Here is a 17,125-nt window from a genome sequence, read left to right as displayed (position 1 = left end):
TGTTTCTGAAGGGCGCGGGCTAGAGCGCAGGGAACGGCCTTGTGATTGGCTGGAACGTCGTTTTTTCGCTCTTGCATCGCTGTTGGTGCTATTGCTTAATACGGGGACGGCTCATGGCGTCGAAAATCATTCGATGACCGCAATCACTAATAAGAAAGAGCACTCACTTGACCGAGCATGGAATGCAACAGGCCTCACGAGTGACGTTATCGCTGGTGGTCCCCGTTTTTAACGAAGAGGACAGTCTCGATACGTTTCTCCTGCGCATCAATGATGTTTTTCAACAGCAGCCGTTGATCGATCTTGAGTTGGTGTTCGTCAACGACGGCAGCACCGATGCCTCGCTCGTGCGCCTGCTTGAATGTCAGCAGCACGATTCTCGCCTGCGCATCGTCGATTTGAGCCGCAATTTCGGCAAAGAGGCAGCGTTGTCCGCAGGCTTGCAGGTCGCTACCGGGCAAATCGTGGTGCCGATCGACGCGGATCTTCAGGATCCGCCCGAAATCATTGTGCAAATGATCGAGCGCTGGCGTGAGGGCTTTGAAGTGGTGCTGGGGCACCGCATCAGCCGCCGCAGCGATACGTGGGCAAAGCAGACTTCCGCTCATTGGTTCTACCGCTTGCACAACAAAATCGCCGAACAGCCATTGCCCGAGAATGTCGGCGATTTCCGCCTGATGGATCGCTGTGTGGTCGATGCTTTGCTGACCCTGCCGGAATCGCGGCGCTTTATGAAAGGCCTGTTTGCCTGGGTCGGATTTCGTACCACCCATGTCGATTACGAGCGTCCCGAGCGTGTGGCCGGGCAGAGCAAGTTCAACGGCTGGCGGCTGTGGAATTTTGCCCTGGAAGGCATCACCAGTTTCAGCACCGAACCGCTGCGTATCTGGACTTACATCGGGGCGCTGGTGTCGCTGGTGTCATTTGCCTTCGCCATTTTCATTGTCGTGCGCACGTTGATCCACGGTGTCGACATGCCCGGTTATGCCTCGTTGATGGTCGCCGTGACCTTCCTCGGCGGGCTGCAATTGATCGGCATCGGCGTGCTCGGTGAGTACCTCGGTCGAACCTATATCGAATCCAAACGCCGGCCAGTTTTTCTGGTACGGCGTATCTACGATCCCAAGGACTGACCCATGGATCTCAAGGAAACCGACATCCTCGGCGAAGGCATTGGCGAGCATTGGTATTACTGCTCGAAAGCGGCGGCAACCACTCGTTTGCTGGGCGATACGGCGATCAGGCGAATTCTCGACGTGGGCGCCGGCTCGGGTTTTTTCTCACATCATTTGCTGACACACACCGCTGCGCAGGAAGCCTGGTGTGTCGATATCAGTTATCCCGCTGATTCTGACGCCAGTACTGCCGGCAAACCGGTGCATTACCGACAAGGGATCGATAGCGTTGACGCCGACCTCGTGCTGCTGATGGACGTGCTCGAACATGTCGATGACGACCTTGGTCTGCTCAAGACTTACGTCGATAAAGTGCCGTCCGGCAGCCGCTTTCTGATGACTGTGCCGGCCTTCCAGTTTCTCTGGAGCGGGCACGATGATTTCCTCGAACACAAACGTCGCTACACCTTGGCGCAGTTCGAAACATTGGCCCGTGACGCTGGTTTGACGGTGCAGCGCGGCGCCTACTATTTCGGCGCTGTATTCCCGATCGCAGCGGCACTTCGCCTGTTGCCACAAGGCGCGCAGGCGCAGCCACCACGCTCACAACTCAAACGCCACCATCCATTGGTGAACGGCATTCTCAAGACCCTGTGCTCGTTCGAATTGCCTTTGATGGGAATGAATCGTCTGGCGGGTCTGAGTGTTTTCGTACTGGCGCGCAAACCGTGACATCGGCTGAAAAAAACGCGTTGATCCAGCGTGGCTTGCGCTTCGCTGTGACCGGGTTGTTCGTCACTGCGCTGCATGCGTTGGTTGCGGTGTTGTTCATCAACCTTATCGCCGATCAACCGCCGCTGGCCAATGGTGTGGCTTTTGCCGTGGCGACTGTGGTGTCTTATGTGATCAATACGACGTGGAGTTTCTCTGCGCGCCTGCATGGCAAGACTCTGATGCGCTTCATGCTGGTGTCGGCTGGCGGTTTTCTGCTGGCGATGTTTGTTGCCTGGGCCGCGCAAATCGCCGGGTTGCATTATCTGCTTGGAATCGCTGCCGTGGCGCTGACGATTCCGGCATTCACTTTTGTTTTGCACAATTTCTGGACGTATCGATGAAGCTTTCAGCAACTCGTCGGGCGGCAGCGATGCTGCCTGTCCTTTTGGGCATCCTCGCGTTTTTCATCGTGGTAGGCCCGCGAGCATTGAACCCGATGAATATTGCGTGGTTGGGAGATGGGGATCCCGCCACCCATTACATGGGCTGGGCGTTTTTCCGGCATTCACCATGGACCTTTCCGCTGGGACTCAATCCGAGCTACGGACTGGAGTTAGGCAACGGGATAATTTTCTCGGACTCCAATCCACTGTTCGCGTTTATCTTCAAGCCATTCTCGGCGCTGTTGCCTGAGCCATTCCAGTATTTCGGCCTGTGGCTATTGACCTGTTTCATCCTGCAGAGCTGGTTTGCCTGGAAACTGATCGGCTTGTTCAGTCGCGATGTGGCTGCACGGTTATTGGGGGCAGGGCTGTTTCTGTTCATTCCGGCGATGATTGTCCGGATGGGTGTGCACTTGTCCCTCGGCGGCCATTTTCTGGTATTGGCGGCACTTTATCTGGCGTTGCGTCCGTTTACGTCCAAGCGTTATCTGGCGTGGGGGGCGGTTTTGGCTTGCGCAGCGTTGGTGCACGCTTATCTATTGGCGATGATCGCTTTGATATGGCTCGCGGACCTGTCGTGGAAGGCTCTGCAGCGGTGGCTGACGCCGGGTAAGGCGGTGATCGAGTTGATCGGGTTGTTTCTGCTGGTAAGTTTCTGTTGTTGGCAAGCGGGTTATTTCAGTGTCGGCGATGGCGGACTGGCGTTAACGGGTTATGGCTTGTATCGGGCTAACGTTTTGACCCTTTTCGATCCGGGGGTGTGGTCTTACGTCCTGCAGGACATGCCGGGTGTGCCGGGGGATGGTGACGGGTTCGCATTCCTCGGGTTGGGAGGAATTTTTCTGCTGATCTGCGCATTGGTGCCTTGGCTGCAGGGGGCGACAGGCCTTGGTGCGAAGATCCGCCGCTATCCCTTGCTTTTGCTTGCCCTCGCGTGTCTGACGATCTTTGCGTTCTCTAACAATATCGGTATCGGTGCTTTCGAATATTCGGTTCCGCTACCGGATGCGGTCGTTGCCGTGGCAACGGTTTTTCGCGGGTCGGGGCGAATGATCTGGCCGGCGATGTACATCGCACTTTTCGGCATTCTTTACCTGGTGGTTCGCGGGCACTCTTCGCGTACCGCGCTGGTGCTGCTGGGCATTGCGTTGGTGCTTCAGGTCGCCGATACCCGATCCGGGTGGGCGGTGTCGCGCAATTTCTTCATGACCTCACCGGCTGCCAAGTGGGACACGCCGATGACAGATCCTTTCTGGGAGCAAGCGGCGAAGCATTATCAGGCGGTGCGCTGGTTGCATCCGCGCAATTACTCGGATCACTGGATGATCCTGGCCGACTACGCGGTCCACCATCATTTGCCGACCAATGCCGTTTACCTGGGACGCGTCAGTAGCGTCGCTACCGAGACGGCACAAGCGCGCTCGGAGCAAATGCTCGATACCGGGCGTTACGCGGCCGATACCCTTTATGTGCTGGATAACCGCGCCTTGCTGCAAGCTGCCCTTACCCTGAATCGCGATACCGATGTGCTTGCCAGAATCGACGGTTTGAATGTCTTGGCGCCGGGGTGGAAGCGCTGTACCGAATGTGCGACTTTGCCGGCGACGAATCCGTTGGCATTGATTCCGGCGGTCAGGCAGGGTGAAAGAATGGTCTTCAACAATACCGGTCAGGCGGCGGTTTATCTTGCTAAAGGCTGGTCCCTCAGTGAACCCTGGGGAACCTGGTCCGAGGGCGCCGAGTCGCAAATCGTTCTGCGACCCACCGCCAGGGTGCATTCATTGTTGCTGGAAACCACTGCGCTGCTGGCACCCAGGCACACCGAGCAGTCTCTGGAGATTTTCGTCAATGATGAACGAGTGCTGTCTACCCGCCTGGTCAAGCCGGAAGCGAACCAGCTAAACATCGAACTGCCGGCGCATGTGCAACAGCGGATTGAGAGTCAGGGTGTATTGAATATTCGATTCAAATACGCCAATGCCATCAGTCCTGGTGAGCTGGGCATGAGTAAGGATGCGCGCAAACTGGCCATCGGCATGCAGGCACTTACAGTGAATTGACAGCGACAGAATGCTCATCGGGCCTGCCCATCGCGCAGGCCCGTAGACGCCAGCCCTCGGGTCTTTCTACACTGCCCGCAGACTGGGGATCGGGGGGCAATGGATGAATCGCAATGAACTACGCAAGGCCGACATCAACCTGATGGTGGTGTTCGAGACCTTGATGCTTGAACGCAATGTGACTCGCGCCGCCGAGAAACTGTTTCTCGGCCAGCCGACCATCAGTTCGGCGCTCAATCGCTTGCGCACAATGCTCAATGATCCGCTGTTTATCCGTGTCGGCCACCGCATGGAGCCGACGGCTCGCGCGGAAGACATCTTTCGTCATCTGAAACCGGCGCTGGATTCGCTGTCGGTGGCCCTGAGCCTGACCCGTGATTTCGACCCTGCCGTGAGCACCATGACCTTCCGCATCGGCCTGTCGGATGATGTCGAGTTCGGCCTGTTGCCGCCCTTGCTGCGCGCGTTGCGTCAGGAAGCGCCGAACGTCGTATTTGTCGTGCAGCACGTCGATTACTGGCGAATTCCCGACTTGCTGGCTGCCGGCGACATCACCGTGGGCATCAGTCAGACCCGTGGTCTGCCGGCCAATGCCAAGCGCAAATTGCTGCGCCACATTCAGCCGAGCATCCTGCGCGCCGACGCCTCTGATACGCCGCTGACGCTTGATGAATATTGTGCGCGTCCGCATGTGTTGGTGTCCCACACCGCCAACGTCAGTGGCTTCGCCGATGAGTGGCTGGCAGAGCTGGGCCGCACCCGTCAGGTGGTGTTGTCAGTGCCGCAATACAGTGCGCTGCCGGCGCTGCTGGCCGGTACTGATCTGATCGCCAGCCTGCCGGATTACACCGCGGCGGCCATGGCCACATCGGGGCTGTTGTTCAAGGAACCGTTCCCGTTCAAGACGCCGACCCTCGACCTGTCGATGGTCTGGCTCAGTCATGTCGACAGCGACCCTGCCGAGCGTTGGTTGCGTTCCCGGCTGGAAGCCTTCATGAGCGAGCGGCCGCTGACCCCGATTCCCTAAGAGGGGGCTGTCACTGCCTGTGTTATATCTACAGCTTTTGCGCCCGAAGACTGGAGCCTGTCAATGCCACACCTGCACATGGAATACACCGCGAACCTGCCGCAACTGAATGCCGACGTGGCGTTGATTCGGCTCAACAATACACTGGTGGGTTCCGGTCAGTTTGCCGCGGAATTCGATATCAAGAGCCGCGCCGTCAAAGTCGAAACCTTCAAGGTCGGCACGGCCATGGGGGAGCGGGCGTTCGTGCATGTGAAGCTGGCGCTACTCAGTGGCCGTTCGCCGGAGATCAAGAAGCAGCTGTCGCAAAGCCTGCTGGCGGTGTTGCAGGACTTGTGCGAATGGCCGGCCGGGGTTGAAGTGCAATTGTGTGTCGAGCTACTCGACATCGACCGTGAGTCCTACAGCAAAACCGCCATCGGCGTGTAGGACTCAGGCTGCTTCAAGTTCGCTGCATGTCTTGATTACTTGCTCGCGAAGCCAGACGTTGGCGCTGTTCTGATCGGCGTTCTGGCTCCATTGCATGTCGAGGGTGAAGCCCGGCAGCCCGTTCGGTGCTTCGCAATGGTTGAACACTGCTTCGTTGGTCAGCAAACGCTGAATCCGCCGGGGCAGGGTGAGGATGAAATCGGTGCCGGTGATCATCTTCAGCGCGGCGCTGTAGCTGTTGGAGCGCGCGACGATCTGCCGTTTCTGCGCTTGCCGCGCCAGCCAGCCATCGACCATGTTTGTGGTGGACGTCCATGGCGTCGGGAACACGTGTCGCCGCTCGGTAAACGCTTGCAGGCTCAGGCGCGGCTCCAGTGGTGTCGCGCGTTTGTCGAAGACGCAGACCAGATCATCTTCCAGCAACATGCGTGATTTCAGGTCGGTGTGATTGCGGTGGAAGTTAGGGCCGAAGCAGATCACCAGATCAAGCGTGCCGTCGCGCAACTCATCGGCCGGCACATCGGTTTCAAACTTGTGCATGTTGACCATCACCGGCAAATCATCGAAGTCGAAGCGCTTCAACAGGCGCGGCAGCACCAATTGCTCGAAGTACTCCGGCGCGCAGATATTGAAGGTCACCGGTTGCAGGGTCGGGTCGAACGCGGGGGCGCCGGCGTGGCAAAGATTGATGTTTTCGAGAATTTTCACCACGTGTCCGTACATGCTGCTGGCCTTGTAGGTCGGGCGCATGCCGGTGCGGGTGTTGATGAACAGTTCATCTTCGAAACTGGTGCGCAGTTTTTTCAGGCAGTAACTGACGGTGGACTGGCTGACGAACAGCGTTTCCGACACCTCCGTGACGCTGCTTTGCTCATACACGGCGATAAACACCATGAGGTCCTGCATGTCGAGCTTTCTAAGCAAGTTACTGTTCAGCATCCGTTCTGTCTCGCTGTGCTCCTTGCGCTGAATCCGCGCAAACGTGTGCGAACGATCCTAACGGAACGATGGTGCCAGGACAAAGCCCTGTAGGACATTTCACGGACAGTTGTGGGACAGAAACTTTTAGCAATACGACGTCAGCCATCAAACCGGCAAAACATGGCCAGAGGCCTTCAGGTATGGGGCACGACCATCACTGAAAATGTCGTGTGTAATGGCGCGGATCAAAGCGCAGGACGATCAGCAGCATGACCACCATCACAAACGTCAGCGACCACCAGGCCCATTCGAAACTGCCCAGTTGATCGCGGATCATTCCGGCCAGCAGCGGCGAGAGCCCGGCAATCAGGTAGCCGATACCTTGCACGAACGCGGTCAGGCCTCCAGCGCGTTGCGGGTTGTCGAGGTGATCGAGCGAGACGATCAGGCTCATCGGAAACAAGCCACCAATGCCCAGACCCAACAGGCCCGGCCACAACAGACTGAGGTGCTGCGGGCTGAGAATGAGACCGCAGAACCCGGCGATGATCAATACCAGCAGCGTCGCTAACACCCCGCGCCGATCCCGGCGGCGATTGGCGATGGCTGGCACTAGCAGTCCGGAAATGACTTCCATCGCGGTAAGAAATCCCAGCAACAGCCCGGCATGTTGTTCGCTCCAGCCTTTCTCGACGTAATACGGCGCCAGCCAGGCGAGTACGCAGGTGTAGGACGCTGTACCGAGGCCGAAAAAAATCGCCAGCAGCCAGGCGCGGCGATGGCTGAAAAAGGCTTCGTTGCGCGCTTTGGTACTCGGTGCAGTCTGCACATCGGCACGTTGCGCTCGCCAGAACAGCAAGGCCAGCAATGCCAGTGCCGCCCAGATCGCCAGACCCGTTCGCCAACTGCCAGTCTGCGCCATCACCAATGGAGCGAATGAAGCGGCAATTGCCGCGCCGCCCATGATCGAGGTGACGTACAGGCCCATACACTGCGCCACGTTGTTGGTGAAGCGCGACTTGATCAGCACCGGCATCAACGCTTGAATCAACGCGATGCCAATCCCCGCCAATACCGCGCTGACAATCAGACCTGCAGCCGAGTCGATATACAGCCGTGACAACGTTGCCAAACCGATGATCGCCAGCGACAACAGCACCGTGCGCCGCTCGCCCAAGCGTTGACTGAGTCCGATGCCGAAGAACATCGCCAGCCCCATGGCCATTACGGGCAGCATGGTCAGCAGCGAAGCCAGGCTGAAGCTGAGCGCAATGTCGCCGCGAATCGCCGAGAGCAGCGGCCCGACGGCAGCCATCGATGGGCGCAGGTTGAGAGCGACCAGCATGATGCCGAGCATCAACCAGGCAGTGGGGCGGGCGGTATCGCGCAGGGTTGGCATTTTCAGACCTTGGTACGGGGGATGGCGATTAGGCGCACCACCGACCGATCCCGGCAAACCAGAAAATCCCGAGCAGTATTTAAAAATTCGATATCACTCCTTTTTCCTTGTGGGAGGGGGCTTGCTCCCGAAAGCGGCGTGTCAGTCACCCCCAGTGCGGAATGTGCCGACCTCTTCGCGAGCAAGCCCGCTCCCACAGGAAAAGTGCCTGATCCAAAAACTTAACCAGACCTGAATCATTCTCAAATACTTCACTGGTTTTGCCTTATTACTGCTTGCCAACTAATCGTTGGCGTCTTTTTCACAAAAAATTGATGGTTGCCTGCCTAAAGTTTGTACGGCCTTGTTTAATGAATTTTTCACAATTGAATTTGAAAAGTTGAACAAGACTCTTCTTTTCAGGAACCGCCCCACACCATGTTGAAGTTAAAAGCCGTGCGCCCGGAATGGGTGACGTTGATTGCCAGTGCCTTCCTTTTACTCGGTTTCAATTTTGTGCTCTGGCAGCACCTGTTCGAGATTACTGCTGCGGATGGCAAGGGCATCGCCATGCGCGTGGCGTTCGGGGTGATGATCCTCGCGGCGTTCAACATCGTGCTGACGTTGCTGGCGTTCCGTCCGGTGCTCAAACCGCTTTTGATGTTGATGTTTTTGATCAGCGCCGGCGTGGCTTACTTCATGAGCCAATATGGCGTGATGATTGATGCAGGGATGTTTCGCAATTTTGCCGAAACCAATGCCACGGAAGTGCGTGATCTGCTCTCGTTGAAGTTGTTTGCCTATATCGTTTTTCTTGGCGTATTGCCGTCGGTTTTATTGTGGAAAGTTCCCGTAAGTTATCGCCGCTGGCATCGCGAGTTGTTCAGCAAAGTTATTGTCACGGTCGCCTCGACTGCGGTAATCGGCGGTGTTGCATTGGCCAACTATCAGGGCCTGTCCTCCTTGTTTCGCAATCACCATGAATTGCGTTTGATGCTCGTGCCGAGCAACTACATTGGCGCGTCGGCAGGTTATCTGCGTGAGCAGGTGGTCTCGGCGCAGCAACCGTTCGTCAAGATCGGCGAAGACGCACAACGCAACCCTGACCTGAAAACCCGGCCACGCAAATCCCTGACCGTACTGGTGGTGGGCGAAAGTGCTCGGGCCGAAAACTTCGGCATTCTTGGTTACAACCGCGACACCACGCCGCAGCTGGACAAGGAAGCCGGGCTGATCGCCTTCACCGATGTGCATTCCTGCGGCACCGAAACCGCCGTTTCCGTACCGTGCATGTTCTCCAACATGGGCCGCAAGGACTACGACGCCAGCAAGGCGAAGAACGAAGAAGGCCTGCTCGATGTGCTCAAGCGGGCCGGTATCGACGTGATCTGGCGCGATAACCAATCTGGCTGCAAAGGTACTTGTGATCGGGTCACGTTGCAGGATGTCAGCAACCTGAAAGACCCGGCGCTGTGCGCCAACAGCGAATGCCGCGACGAAATCCTGCTGCAAGGCCTGCAAAGCTTCATCGATCACCTCGACAAGGACACCGTTCTGGTGCTGCACCAGATGGGCAGTCATGGCCCTGAATACTTCAAGCGTTATCCAAAGGAATACGAACACTTCACGCCGGTCTGTGAAAGTAATGCGCTGAATAACTGCAGTCGCGAAAGTATCGTCAACGGGTACGACAACACGCTGGTTTATACCGACCATGTGCTGTCGAGCCTGATCGATGTCTTGCGCAACAATCAGGACAAAGTCGATACGGCGATGTTGTATCTGTCCGATCACGGTGAGTCGCTGGGTGAGTACAACTTGTTCCTGCACGGTACGCCTTACATGCTTGCGCCGGAGCAACAAAAGCACGTGGCGATGTTGGCGTGGTTCTCCGACAACTATCAAAAGGCTTATTCGGTGGACACCCACTGCCTGCAAATGAGCCGTGACAAACCGCTGAGCCAGGACAATCTGTTTCACTCGATGCTCGGCCTGCTGGAGGTGCGCAGCAAGGTCTATCAGCCGGATCTGGATATGTTCGCCGGTTGTCGGGGCGCGGTGATCGACGGCGTGCTGGCCAAGGACTGAAGTCGCTCGGGCCTGTCGTTCTGACGCGACAGGCCTGTCTGTTTTCTCTGTCAGACTATTCTTGCTCTTTGGCAGGACATTTCGTTACAGCTCTTGCCCTTCGCAGGCGCGTAAATCGCCAGTGGCGATATATACTGCGCGCCATTCTTCAAGGGAGAGCCGTGTGGCCATCGATATTCACTGGATTCGCGACAACGATAGCCTCGCGCAGTTTTGCGTCGAGTGGCAGCAGCTGCCTTTCGTTGCCCTCGACACCGAATTCATGCGGGTCGACACCTTTTACCCGATTGCCGGTCTGTTGCAGGTTGGCGACGGCAAGCGCGCCTACCTGATTGATCCGCTGACCATCAATGCCTGGCAACCGCTCGCCGCGTTGCTGGAAAACCCGGCAGTGCTCAAAGTCCTGCACGCGTGCAGCGAAGACCTCGAAGTCCTGTTGCGCCTGACCGGCAGCCTGCCGGCGCCGCTGTTCGACACGCAACTGGCCGCCGCTTACCTGAACCTCGGTTTCTCGATGGGCTATTCGCGCCTGGTGCAAGAAGTGCTCGGTATCGAGCTGCCGAAGGGTGAAACCCGTTCCGACTGGTTGCAGCGTCCGCTGTCCGACACACAAATCAGCTACGCCGCCGAAGATGCCGTGCATCTGGCGGAGGTTTTCGTACAGCTGCGGCCGAAACTGTCTGACGACAAATACGCCTGGGTGCTGGAGGATGGCGCCGAACTGGTCGCCAACCTGCGCCGCGAAGTCGACCCCTATGAGGTATATCGCGAAGCCAAACTGGCGTGGAAACTGTCTCGCGCGCAACTGGCGGTCCTGCGTGAGCTGTGCGCCTGGCGTGAAACAGAAGCCCGCGCCCGCGATCTGCCGCGCAATCGGATCGTCCGTGAGCATTCGCTGTGGCCGCTGGCCCGCACGCAACCGGACAGCCTCGCCGCGCTGGGCAAGATCGAAGACATGCACCCGCGTACCGTGCGTCAGGACGGCCAATTTCTGCTTGATCTGATCAAGCGCTCTGGCAGTGTGGGGCCTGATCAATGGCCGCCGGCCGTGCCGGAGCCGCTGCCGATCGAAGCGGCTGCACTGATCAAACAACTGCGCGCCCTCGGTCAGGCCGAAGCCGAACGTCTGGGCATCGCCCCGGAACTGATGCTGCGCAAGAAAACCCTCGAAGCACTGGTCAAAAGCGGCTTCCCCGAGGGCCCTTACCAATTGCCTGAGTCGCTGCGTGGCTGGCGCCGCGAACTCATGGGCCAGAAGCTGCTCGACAGCCTGGCCACCGCCGGAGAACAGCCTTGAAACGTATTTGTTCCATCTACCAAAGCTCCAAGCGCAGCGGCATGTACCTTTATGTGCTCAAGAGCGACGCACTAGAAAAAGTGCCTGAGGCGCTGATGCTGGCGTTCGGTAAAGCGAAACATTCCTTCGACCTGGTGCTGTCGCCCGAGCGCAAGCTCGCCAGCGAAGACATCGTCGTCGTGCTGGAAAACCTCGACAAGCAGGGCTACCACCTGCAGATGCCGCCGGCCGAGGACGAGTACATCGAGCACTTGCCCGAAGAGTTGCTGCGACGCAACGATCCGGTCTGATCCGCGAGGCCCTGTTCTGGGCCTCGGTTAACCCTGGAACTGTTTTTACCGCGATGGCCGCCCCCGAAAGCGGCGGCCATCTGCACGGTTTGCGAAAGGTTTGAAGATGCGCGTTCTGATTGCTGAACACGACCACGCGATATACGCCCGACTGCTGCGTCAGGCAGCGCCGGAGCTGGAAGTATTGACCAGCGGCGACTCTGCCGAGCTGGCCCGTCAGGCCGCCGATTGCCCGGTGTGGCTGGGGCAGCCGGATTTGCTCGCGACCCTGCTGCGTCAGGGCCATCAACCGCAATGGCTGCAATCGACCTGGGCCGGCATCACGCCGTTGCTCGCCGACGGCTTGCGCCGCGATTACCGCCTGACCCGCGCGGTGGGGATCTTCGGCCAGGTGATGGCCGAATACGTGCTGACTTACATGCTCGGCCACGAGCGCGAAGTGCTGGCGCGGCTGGTCAGCCAGGTTGAACGCAAATGGGACAACCGCACCGGCCAGAGCCTGGTCGGACGCAAAGTGCTGATCGTCGGCACCGGCGACATCGGCCAGAGCGTGGCGCAGTTTCTGTCGCCGTTCGGCGTCGAGTTGTACGGCATCGCCAGCAGCGCCCGTGAGCAGGCGCCGTTTGTCGAGGTCGGGTCGATGGCGGATCTGCCGCGGCTGGTGGGCGAGGCGGATTACGTGGTCAACCTGCTGCCCAACACCGAGCACACCCACGACATTTATGACGCCGCACTGTTCAAGCAATTCAAACCGACCGGGTTGTTCATCAACGCCGGGCGCGGGGTTGCGGTGGTCGATGCGGACCTGGTGGAAGCGCTGAAGGAAGGGCATCTGGCGGGCGCGGTGATTGACGTCTGCCGTCAGGAGCCGTTGCCACAGCGTCATCCCTTCTGGACGGCCTGGGGCCTGTTGCTGACGGGGCACAGTTCGGCACCGACTTCACCGGCCTTGATGGTGCAGTTGTTTGTCGATAACTTGCGGGCGTATCAGGCGGGCGAGGCGTTGCGCGGGGAAGTGGATTTCAACCGAGGCTATTAAGCACACCGCAATAAAAAATGTGGGAGCGGGCTGGCTCGCGGAGAGGGGATAGCAGTCGACATATTGGTTGACTGATCACCGCTTTCGCGAGCCTGCCCGCTCCCACAATTCGTTAGCGCTGTGGCTTAGAGGGTGAAGTCACCTTCCGCCGCCAGCTCGCTCAACGGACGACGCGGGCTTGGTTCTTCGCGCGCTTGCAGGTAGTCCGCCAGGGTTGCCTTGTCGCCGAGTTTGCCGACGGCGACGGCTGCGTGCAGTGCATAACCCTCAGGAATATTCAGTTCCTTGCGCGTCAGCTCCTGATCGAAACCGGCCATGCCGTGGGTGTGCCAGCCGCTGATGCTCGCTTGCAGCGCCAGATGGCCCCAGGCCGAACCGGTATCGAACGTGCTCCACAGCGCCGGCGTCTCTTCGGTCGCGCCCGGCACGGCGAACGTGGTTTTCGAAATCACGATCACCAGCGCCGACGCATGCTGCGCCCAACTGCGGTTGAATTCATTGAGCAGGCCCAGATAGCGCTCCCAGTTCGGTGTGTCACGACGCGCATAGAGGAAGCGCCACGGCTGCGAGTTGTAGGCCGACGGCGCCCAGCGCGCGGCTTCGAAAAAGCTCAGCAGGGTTTCTTCCGGGATCGCTTCGCCGGTGAAGGCGCGCGGCGACCAGCGGTCAGTGAACTGCGGGTGAATGGCGTAATCGGCAACGCGAGGGTTGGCACTCATCAAGAGATTCCTTGCTACGTTTGAGTAAAGGTTTGAATCGAAACCCGGCGGGATCAGTTGGGCTGAACGATGGGGTTATGGCGCAAGCCCGGGGTTCACCGGAATGCAACGCGGTCGAGCGTTAATGGCATCCGGCCAAGGCTGTTGGTGACTGGCAAAGCTACTTCGCCGGGCAAAAACTGACAAGCCCCGGGCAACCGGCAGTCGCCAGCGCTTGGCCCGCAAGGCCTTGGGCACTAGACTGGCGGCCTTTTCACAACCTGATGTTGATGCTTGAACCATGGCCGCCAAAGTCGAACCGTTCTGGATACGCAAAACCCTCGATCAACTGGATCACGAGGAATGGGAATCGCTGTGCGACGGCTGCGGTCTGTGCTGCCTGCAGAAGCTCGAAGACGAAGAAGACAACAGCGTCTATTACACGCGTATCGCCTGCAAACTGCTCGACCTGAAAACCTGTCAGTGCAGCGACTACCCGAACCGCATCAAGTTTGTCCCGGACTGCATTCAGCTCACCCCGGGTCAGGCCGAAGCGTTCAAATGGCTGCCGCCGACCTGCGGTTATCGTCTGGTCAGCGAAGGCAAGGATCTGCCGTTGTGGCACCACCTGGTCTGCGGCGACCGCGACGCGGTGCACCACGAGCGCATTTCCCAGTCCGGGCGAATGCTTGCCGAGGGCAGCGTGCCGGAAGATGACTGGGAAGATCACCTGATTTTCCGCGCGGGTTAAGCGCCCGGCGATTCAAGCTTTACCAAGGAGTGCGTATGGCGGGGGGATTGCAACGGGCGTTGCTGGTCGGATTGCTGGCGCTGAGCGCGCAGGCCTGGGCGGCGAAGAAAGTCGATCTGGATTATCACGTGCGCCTGTTGCCGCAAAGTGACCAGGCCGAAGTACGCCTGACTCTGGCCAAAGGCGAGGCCGTGCGCAGTCTCGATTTCGACCTCGGCGACGGCAGCCATTACAGCGACTTCAAGACCGATGGCCAATGGCTGCTGACGCCCGGTAAACAGGCCCGTGGCGTCTGGCGGCCGGCCAGTGACAAGTCCAGTCTGACCTACCGCGTGCGCATCAGCCACGGCCGCAAGAACGGCAGCTTCGACACGCGCATGACCTCAAGCTGGGCGCTGATGCGCGGCGATGAGCTGGTGCCACCGGCAAAGCTCGATCAGCAGGACGGCACCGAACTGGTCTCGCGTCTGCAATTCGAATTGCCTGACGGCTGGAAAAGCGTCGAGACCGCCTGGCCACGCATCGGCAAAAACAAATTCCGCATCGATAACCCTTCACGGCTGTTCGACCGCCCGACCGGCTGGATGCTCGCCGGTCATCTCGGCAGCCGCCGCGCGCGCCTGGGCGAAACCGAGGTCACCGTCGCCTCGCCGCAAGGGCAGGGCATGCGGCGGATGGACGTGCTGACCTTGCTCACGTTTGTCTGGCCGCAAGTGCAAGCGCTGTATCCACGTCATCCGACCAAGCTACTGGTCGTCGGCGCCAACGACCCGATGTGGCGCGGCAGCCTCGCCGCACATGAGTCGATCTACCTCAATACGCGCCTGCCACTGGTCAGCGAAAGCGGCAGCAGCGCGTTGGTGCGTGAACTGGCGCAAGTGTTCGGGCGGATCAACGACGAGCAGCGCAGCGACTGGATCAGCGAGGGTTTTGCCGAGTATTACGCGATCGAAATGGTACGCCGCGCGGGTGGGATGAGCGATGAGCGTTATCAGGCGCTGCAGGCGAAACTGGTGAAGGACAGCCAGAAAGTCACGACACTGCGCGGTGAGCAGATCAGCCCGGCACAGGTGTCAAAAGCGGTGGTGGTGTTGCAGGAGCTGGATGGCGAGATTCGTTTGAAGACGCACAACAAACGCTCGCTGGATGATGTGCTGCGCGGGGCGATGCATCTGGGGACGGTGAGTACCAAGGAGTTTGTGCAGCTTGCCGAGAGTGTTCTGGGCGAGTCCTCCAAAGTCCTTGATACCGGGTTACTTCAGTAACGTCGCCACCGCGAGCACGCTCACTCCTACAGTGGAAATGCGTTTCCCTGTAGGAGTGAGCCTGCTCGCGATAGAGCCATCAGCCCCAAAGCAAATTCAGAATCAAACCCCGGCTTTCGGCGATTTCACTGAATCATTACCGGTCACCGTGGCTGTCTTCGTAGCTGCTTCGGCATTGGCCTTCAGCTTGCTCAACTCTTCCCCGGCGCGTTCGATTTTTGCCCGCACGTTGTTCATGTCCTGACGGCTTTTCTCCAGCAGGCTTTTCACCGAACTGTGCCCGGTAATCCCGCGTGCCATGGCCACGCCGCCAATCGCCACCTGAATCAGACCGAACACACCGCCACGGCGCAGGCCTTTGCCGACCATGATCACGCCACCGGCCAGTGAGCCGATGCGTTCCCAGCCTTCGACGTTTTGTTCGGAGCGGCTCTGGAACGGAGTGGATTCGATACGCTCGACGCGTTTGAGCTCGGTCATGATCTTTCTCCAGGTATTCAATGATGGATAAACAAGCTGACTGCCCGAGGGCTCAGCTTGTTCCATCGGATGTGCGACGCTTCAGCGAAATTTCGGCCCGGAGCGGGTGTTCAGGCCTTTGGCCATGCGGTCGTAGAGCACGACGTTGACCGTGGCGGCGAGGTTCATGCAGCCCGTGGTCGGGATGTACACGACGTCTTCGCACCAGTCGCGGATCTCTTTATCCAGCGAGCCGTCTTCCGGGCCGAAGATATACAGCGCGCGATCCGGGTGGGTGTATTCCGGCAACGGGCGGGCGCCTTCGACCAGTTCCACGGCAACCGGCACGCAGTTGAGCGGGAGGATCTTTTTCAGATCATCGATGCCGATCAGCGGAATGTCGTAATGCACGCGCTTGGTGTCGGTGACGAAGTCTGCGGCGCGTTCATAACGCTTGCCGGTGTAGAACACCGACGCCACGCCGTAACAGCCTGCGGCGCGCATCACCGAACCGACGTTCTCCGGTGATTTGGGGTTATACAAACCAATGCAGCTGTACCGTTTGTCTGCCACGAGCGGGGTGCCTTCGGGAAAAAGAGGGCGATTATACGGGGATTGGAGGAGGGGTGGCAGATTCAAGACTTGTGGTGTCAGACCGGCCGCCTTCGGGAGCAAGCCCCCCTCCCACATTGAGTCTATGTCGTGGGAGGGGGCTGGCTCCCGAAGAGGCCGGAACGGGCAATAAGGATCTTCAGTCGTCTTTCTTCATGAGGCCGGCCAGCGCCGCAAACGGGTTGTGCGTGGCCTTGGCGATTTTTGGCGTGCTCAGCGAACCGTCGCCGAAGTATTGTTGATCGGTGTAGCGCGAGTGCTCGTTGTCGTGGCAGTACAGGCACAACAGTTCCCAGTTCGAGCCGTCCTGCGGGTTGTTATCGTGATTGTGGTCGCGGTGGTGCACGGTCAGCTCGCTCAGTCGCTTGCCGGAGAACTCACGGGCGCAGCGGCCGCAGACGTGCGGGTACATCTTCAGGGCTTTGTCGCGGTAGCCCATTTCCTTGTCGCGCTGGTTGTCGGCGAGGATACGATCCAGCTTTGACGTGTTGGTTGGGGTGGACGAACTCATGGGTTCACCTTTGTAAAAGACTAATGAC

At 58.9% G+C, this 17,125-nt stretch carries 18 protein-coding genes; 12 read left to right on the top strand and 6 right to left on the bottom strand.

Going from position 1 to position 17,125, the window contains the following annotated elements; all coding sequences use genetic code 11:
• Window positions 1-167: 167 nt before the first annotated feature.
• The 6 genes from F2P67_RS19900 to F2P67_RS19875 all read left to right on the top strand — a co-directional run bounded on the left by F2P67_RS19900 (window position 168) and on the right by F2P67_RS19875 (window position 5,788).
• Window positions 168-1,133, top strand: coding sequence for a glycosyltransferase family 2 protein (locus F2P67_RS19900; protein WP_166222672.1), 966 nt, complete (start codon window positions 168-170; stop codon window positions 1,131-1,133).
• A gap of 3 nt (window positions 1,134-1,136) precedes the next feature.
• Complete coding sequence (locus F2P67_RS19895; RefSeq protein WP_166222670.1) at window positions 1,137-1,847, top strand: class I SAM-dependent methyltransferase; 711 nt, start codon at window positions 1,137-1,139, stop codon at window positions 1,845-1,847.
• A complete protein-coding gene (locus F2P67_RS19890; RefSeq protein ID WP_166222668.1) occupies window positions 1,844-2,230 on the top strand; it encodes a GtrA family protein in 387 nt (128 codons plus the stop codon). Before F2P67_RS19895 ends, F2P67_RS19890 begins: the two co-directional genes overlap by 4 nt.
• On the top strand, window positions 2,227-4,332 hold the full coding sequence (locus F2P67_RS19885; protein ID WP_166222666.1) for a DUF6311 domain-containing protein: 2,106 nt from the start codon (window positions 2,227-2,229) through the stop codon (window positions 4,330-4,332). Before F2P67_RS19890 ends, F2P67_RS19885 begins: the two co-directional genes overlap by 4 nt.
• Before the next feature lie 103 nt (window positions 4,333-4,435).
• Complete coding sequence (locus tag F2P67_RS19880) at window positions 4,436-5,359, top strand: LysR substrate-binding domain-containing protein (RefSeq protein ID WP_166222664.1); 924 nt, start codon at window positions 4,436-4,438, stop codon at window positions 5,357-5,359.
• 63 nt (window positions 5,360-5,422) lie between these two features.
• Window positions 5,423-5,788 carry a 5-carboxymethyl-2-hydroxymuconate Delta-isomerase gene (locus tag F2P67_RS19875; RefSeq protein WP_166222662.1) on the top strand — a complete coding sequence of 122 codons (366 nt, stop codon included), beginning with the start codon at window positions 5,423-5,425 and terminating at the stop codon, window positions 5,786-5,788.
• A 3-nt stretch (window positions 5,789-5,791) separates the two neighbouring features.
• Here the strand turns inward: F2P67_RS19875 and F2P67_RS19870 are convergent, their stop codons facing one another.
• Entirely contained in the window at window positions 5,792-6,727 is a 936-nt protein-coding gene (locus F2P67_RS19870) for a LysR family transcriptional regulator (protein WP_166222661.1), read from the bottom strand.
• 196 nt (window positions 6,728-6,923) lie between these two features.
• Window positions 6,924-8,108, bottom strand: a complete 1,185-nt coding sequence (locus tag F2P67_RS19865) for a cyanate transporter (protein ID WP_166222659.1) — start codon at window positions 8,106-8,108, stop codon at window positions 6,924-6,926.
• Between the two features lie 417 nt (window positions 8,109-8,525).
• Here F2P67_RS19865 and F2P67_RS19860 point away from each other — a divergent pair, with 417 nt between their 5' ends.
• From F2P67_RS19860 to F2P67_RS19845, 4 genes are all read left to right on the top strand, one after another.
• Window positions 8,526-10,175, top strand: a complete 1,650-nt coding sequence (locus F2P67_RS19860) for a phosphoethanolamine transferase (protein ID WP_166222657.1) — start codon at window positions 8,526-8,528, stop codon at window positions 10,173-10,175.
• Between the two features lie 163 nt (window positions 10,176-10,338).
• Window positions 10,339-11,472 (top strand): ribonuclease D, encoded by a 1,134-nt coding sequence (rnd, locus tag F2P67_RS19855; protein ID WP_166222655.1) that lies wholly within the window; start codon window positions 10,339-10,341, stop codon window positions 11,470-11,472.
• Complete coding sequence (locus F2P67_RS19850) at window positions 11,469-11,762, top strand: YcgL domain-containing protein (protein ID WP_166222654.1); 294 nt, start codon at window positions 11,469-11,471, stop codon at window positions 11,760-11,762. Before rnd ends, F2P67_RS19850 begins: the two co-directional genes overlap by 4 nt.
• Window positions 11,763-11,868: 106 nt before the next feature.
• Window positions 11,869-12,801, top strand: a complete 933-nt coding sequence (locus F2P67_RS19845; RefSeq protein WP_166222652.1) for a D-2-hydroxyacid dehydrogenase — start codon at window positions 11,869-11,871, stop codon at window positions 12,799-12,801.
• Between the two features lie 125 nt (window positions 12,802-12,926).
• Here the strand turns inward: F2P67_RS19845 and F2P67_RS19840 are convergent, their stop codons facing one another.
• Window positions 12,927-13,520, bottom strand: a complete 594-nt coding sequence (locus F2P67_RS19840; RefSeq protein ID WP_166222650.1) for a nitroreductase family protein — start codon at window positions 13,518-13,520, stop codon at window positions 12,927-12,929.
• Window positions 13,521-13,800: 280 nt separating this feature from the next.
• Here F2P67_RS19840 and F2P67_RS19835 point away from each other — a divergent pair, with 280 nt between their 5' ends.
• Together F2P67_RS19835 and F2P67_RS19830 are read left to right on the top strand one after the other, a co-directional pair.
• Window positions 13,801-14,250, top strand: coding sequence for a YcgN family cysteine cluster protein (locus F2P67_RS19835; RefSeq protein WP_166222648.1), 450 nt, complete (start codon window positions 13,801-13,803; stop codon window positions 14,248-14,250).
• 35 nt (window positions 14,251-14,285) lie between these two features.
• On the top strand, window positions 14,286-15,515 hold the full coding sequence (locus tag F2P67_RS19830; RefSeq protein ID WP_166222646.1) for a hypothetical protein: 1,230 nt from the start codon (window positions 14,286-14,288) through the stop codon (window positions 15,513-15,515).
• Window positions 15,516-15,617: 102 nt separating this feature from the next.
• On the opposite strand, the gene F2P67_RS19825 is transcribed toward F2P67_RS19830, so the two are convergent.
• The 3 genes from F2P67_RS19825 to F2P67_RS19815 all read right to left on the bottom strand — a co-directional run bounded on the left by F2P67_RS19825 (window position 15,618) and on the right by F2P67_RS19815 (window position 17,097).
• Window positions 15,618-15,995 (bottom strand): YgaP family membrane protein, encoded by a 378-nt coding sequence (locus F2P67_RS19825; RefSeq protein WP_007958064.1) that lies wholly within the window; start codon window positions 15,993-15,995, stop codon window positions 15,618-15,620.
• An 81-nt stretch (window positions 15,996-16,076) separates the two neighbouring features.
• A complete protein-coding gene (locus F2P67_RS19820; RefSeq protein WP_007911337.1) occupies window positions 16,077-16,547 on the bottom strand; it encodes an RNA methyltransferase in 471 nt (156 codons plus the stop codon).
• A gap of 178 nt (window positions 16,548-16,725) precedes the next feature.
• Entirely contained in the window at window positions 16,726-17,097 is a 372-nt protein-coding gene (locus F2P67_RS19815) for a YajD family HNH nuclease (RefSeq protein WP_166222644.1), read from the bottom strand.
• Window positions 17,098-17,125: the final 28 nt, after the last annotated feature.

It is taken from the genome of Pseudomonas atagonensis, from assembly GCF_011369485.1.
In the GTDB taxonomy this organism is placed as follows: Bacteria; Pseudomonadota; Gammaproteobacteria; order Pseudomonadales; family Pseudomonadaceae; genus Aquipseudomonas; species Aquipseudomonas atagonensis.
Note: the sequence above shows the minus strand (reverse complement) of the source record. Positions and strands in the feature narration are given on the sequence as shown.

Bases quoted from the DNA above. Each gene is read 5' to 3' on its own strand.
- F2P67_RS19845 (WP_166222652.1), top strand. From the start codon at position 11,869: ATGCGCGTTCTGATTGCTGAACACGACCACGCGATATACGCCCGACTG.
- F2P67_RS19860 (WP_166222657.1), top strand. From the start codon at position 8,526: ATGTTGAAGTTAAAAGCCGTGCGCCCGGAATGGGTGACGTTGATTGCC.
- F2P67_RS19815 (WP_166222644.1), bottom strand. From the start codon at position 17,097: ATGAGTTCGTCCACCCCAACCAACACGTCAAAGCTGGATCGTATCCTC.
- F2P67_RS19835 (WP_166222648.1), top strand. From the start codon at position 13,801: ATGGCCGCCAAAGTCGAACCGTTCTGGATACGCAAAACCCTCGATCAA.
- F2P67_RS19825 (WP_007958064.1), bottom strand. From the start codon at position 15,995: ATGACCGAGCTCAAACGCGTCGAGCGTATCGAATCCACTCCGTTCCAG.
- F2P67_RS19880 (WP_166222664.1), top strand. From the start codon at position 4,436: ATGAATCGCAATGAACTACGCAAGGCCGACATCAACCTGATGGTGGTG.
- F2P67_RS19870 (WP_166222661.1), bottom strand. From the start codon at position 6,727: ATGCTGAACAGTAACTTGCTTAGAAAGCTCGACATGCAGGACCTCATG.
- F2P67_RS19840 (WP_166222650.1), bottom strand. From the start codon at position 13,520: ATGAGTGCCAACCCTCGCGTTGCCGATTACGCCATTCACCCGCAGTTC.
- F2P67_RS19865 (WP_166222659.1), bottom strand. From the start codon at position 8,108: ATGCCAACCCTGCGCGATACCGCCCGCCCCACTGCCTGGTTGATGCTC.
- F2P67_RS19885 (WP_166222666.1), top strand. From the start codon at position 2,227: ATGAAGCTTTCAGCAACTCGTCGGGCGGCAGCGATGCTGCCTGTCCTT.
- F2P67_RS19895 (WP_166222670.1), top strand. From the start codon at position 1,137: ATGGATCTCAAGGAAACCGACATCCTCGGCGAAGGCATTGGCGAGCAT.
- F2P67_RS19830 (WP_166222646.1), top strand. From the start codon at position 14,286: ATGGCGGGGGGATTGCAACGGGCGTTGCTGGTCGGATTGCTGGCGCTG.
- F2P67_RS19875 (WP_166222662.1), top strand. From the start codon at position 5,423: ATGCCACACCTGCACATGGAATACACCGCGAACCTGCCGCAACTGAAT.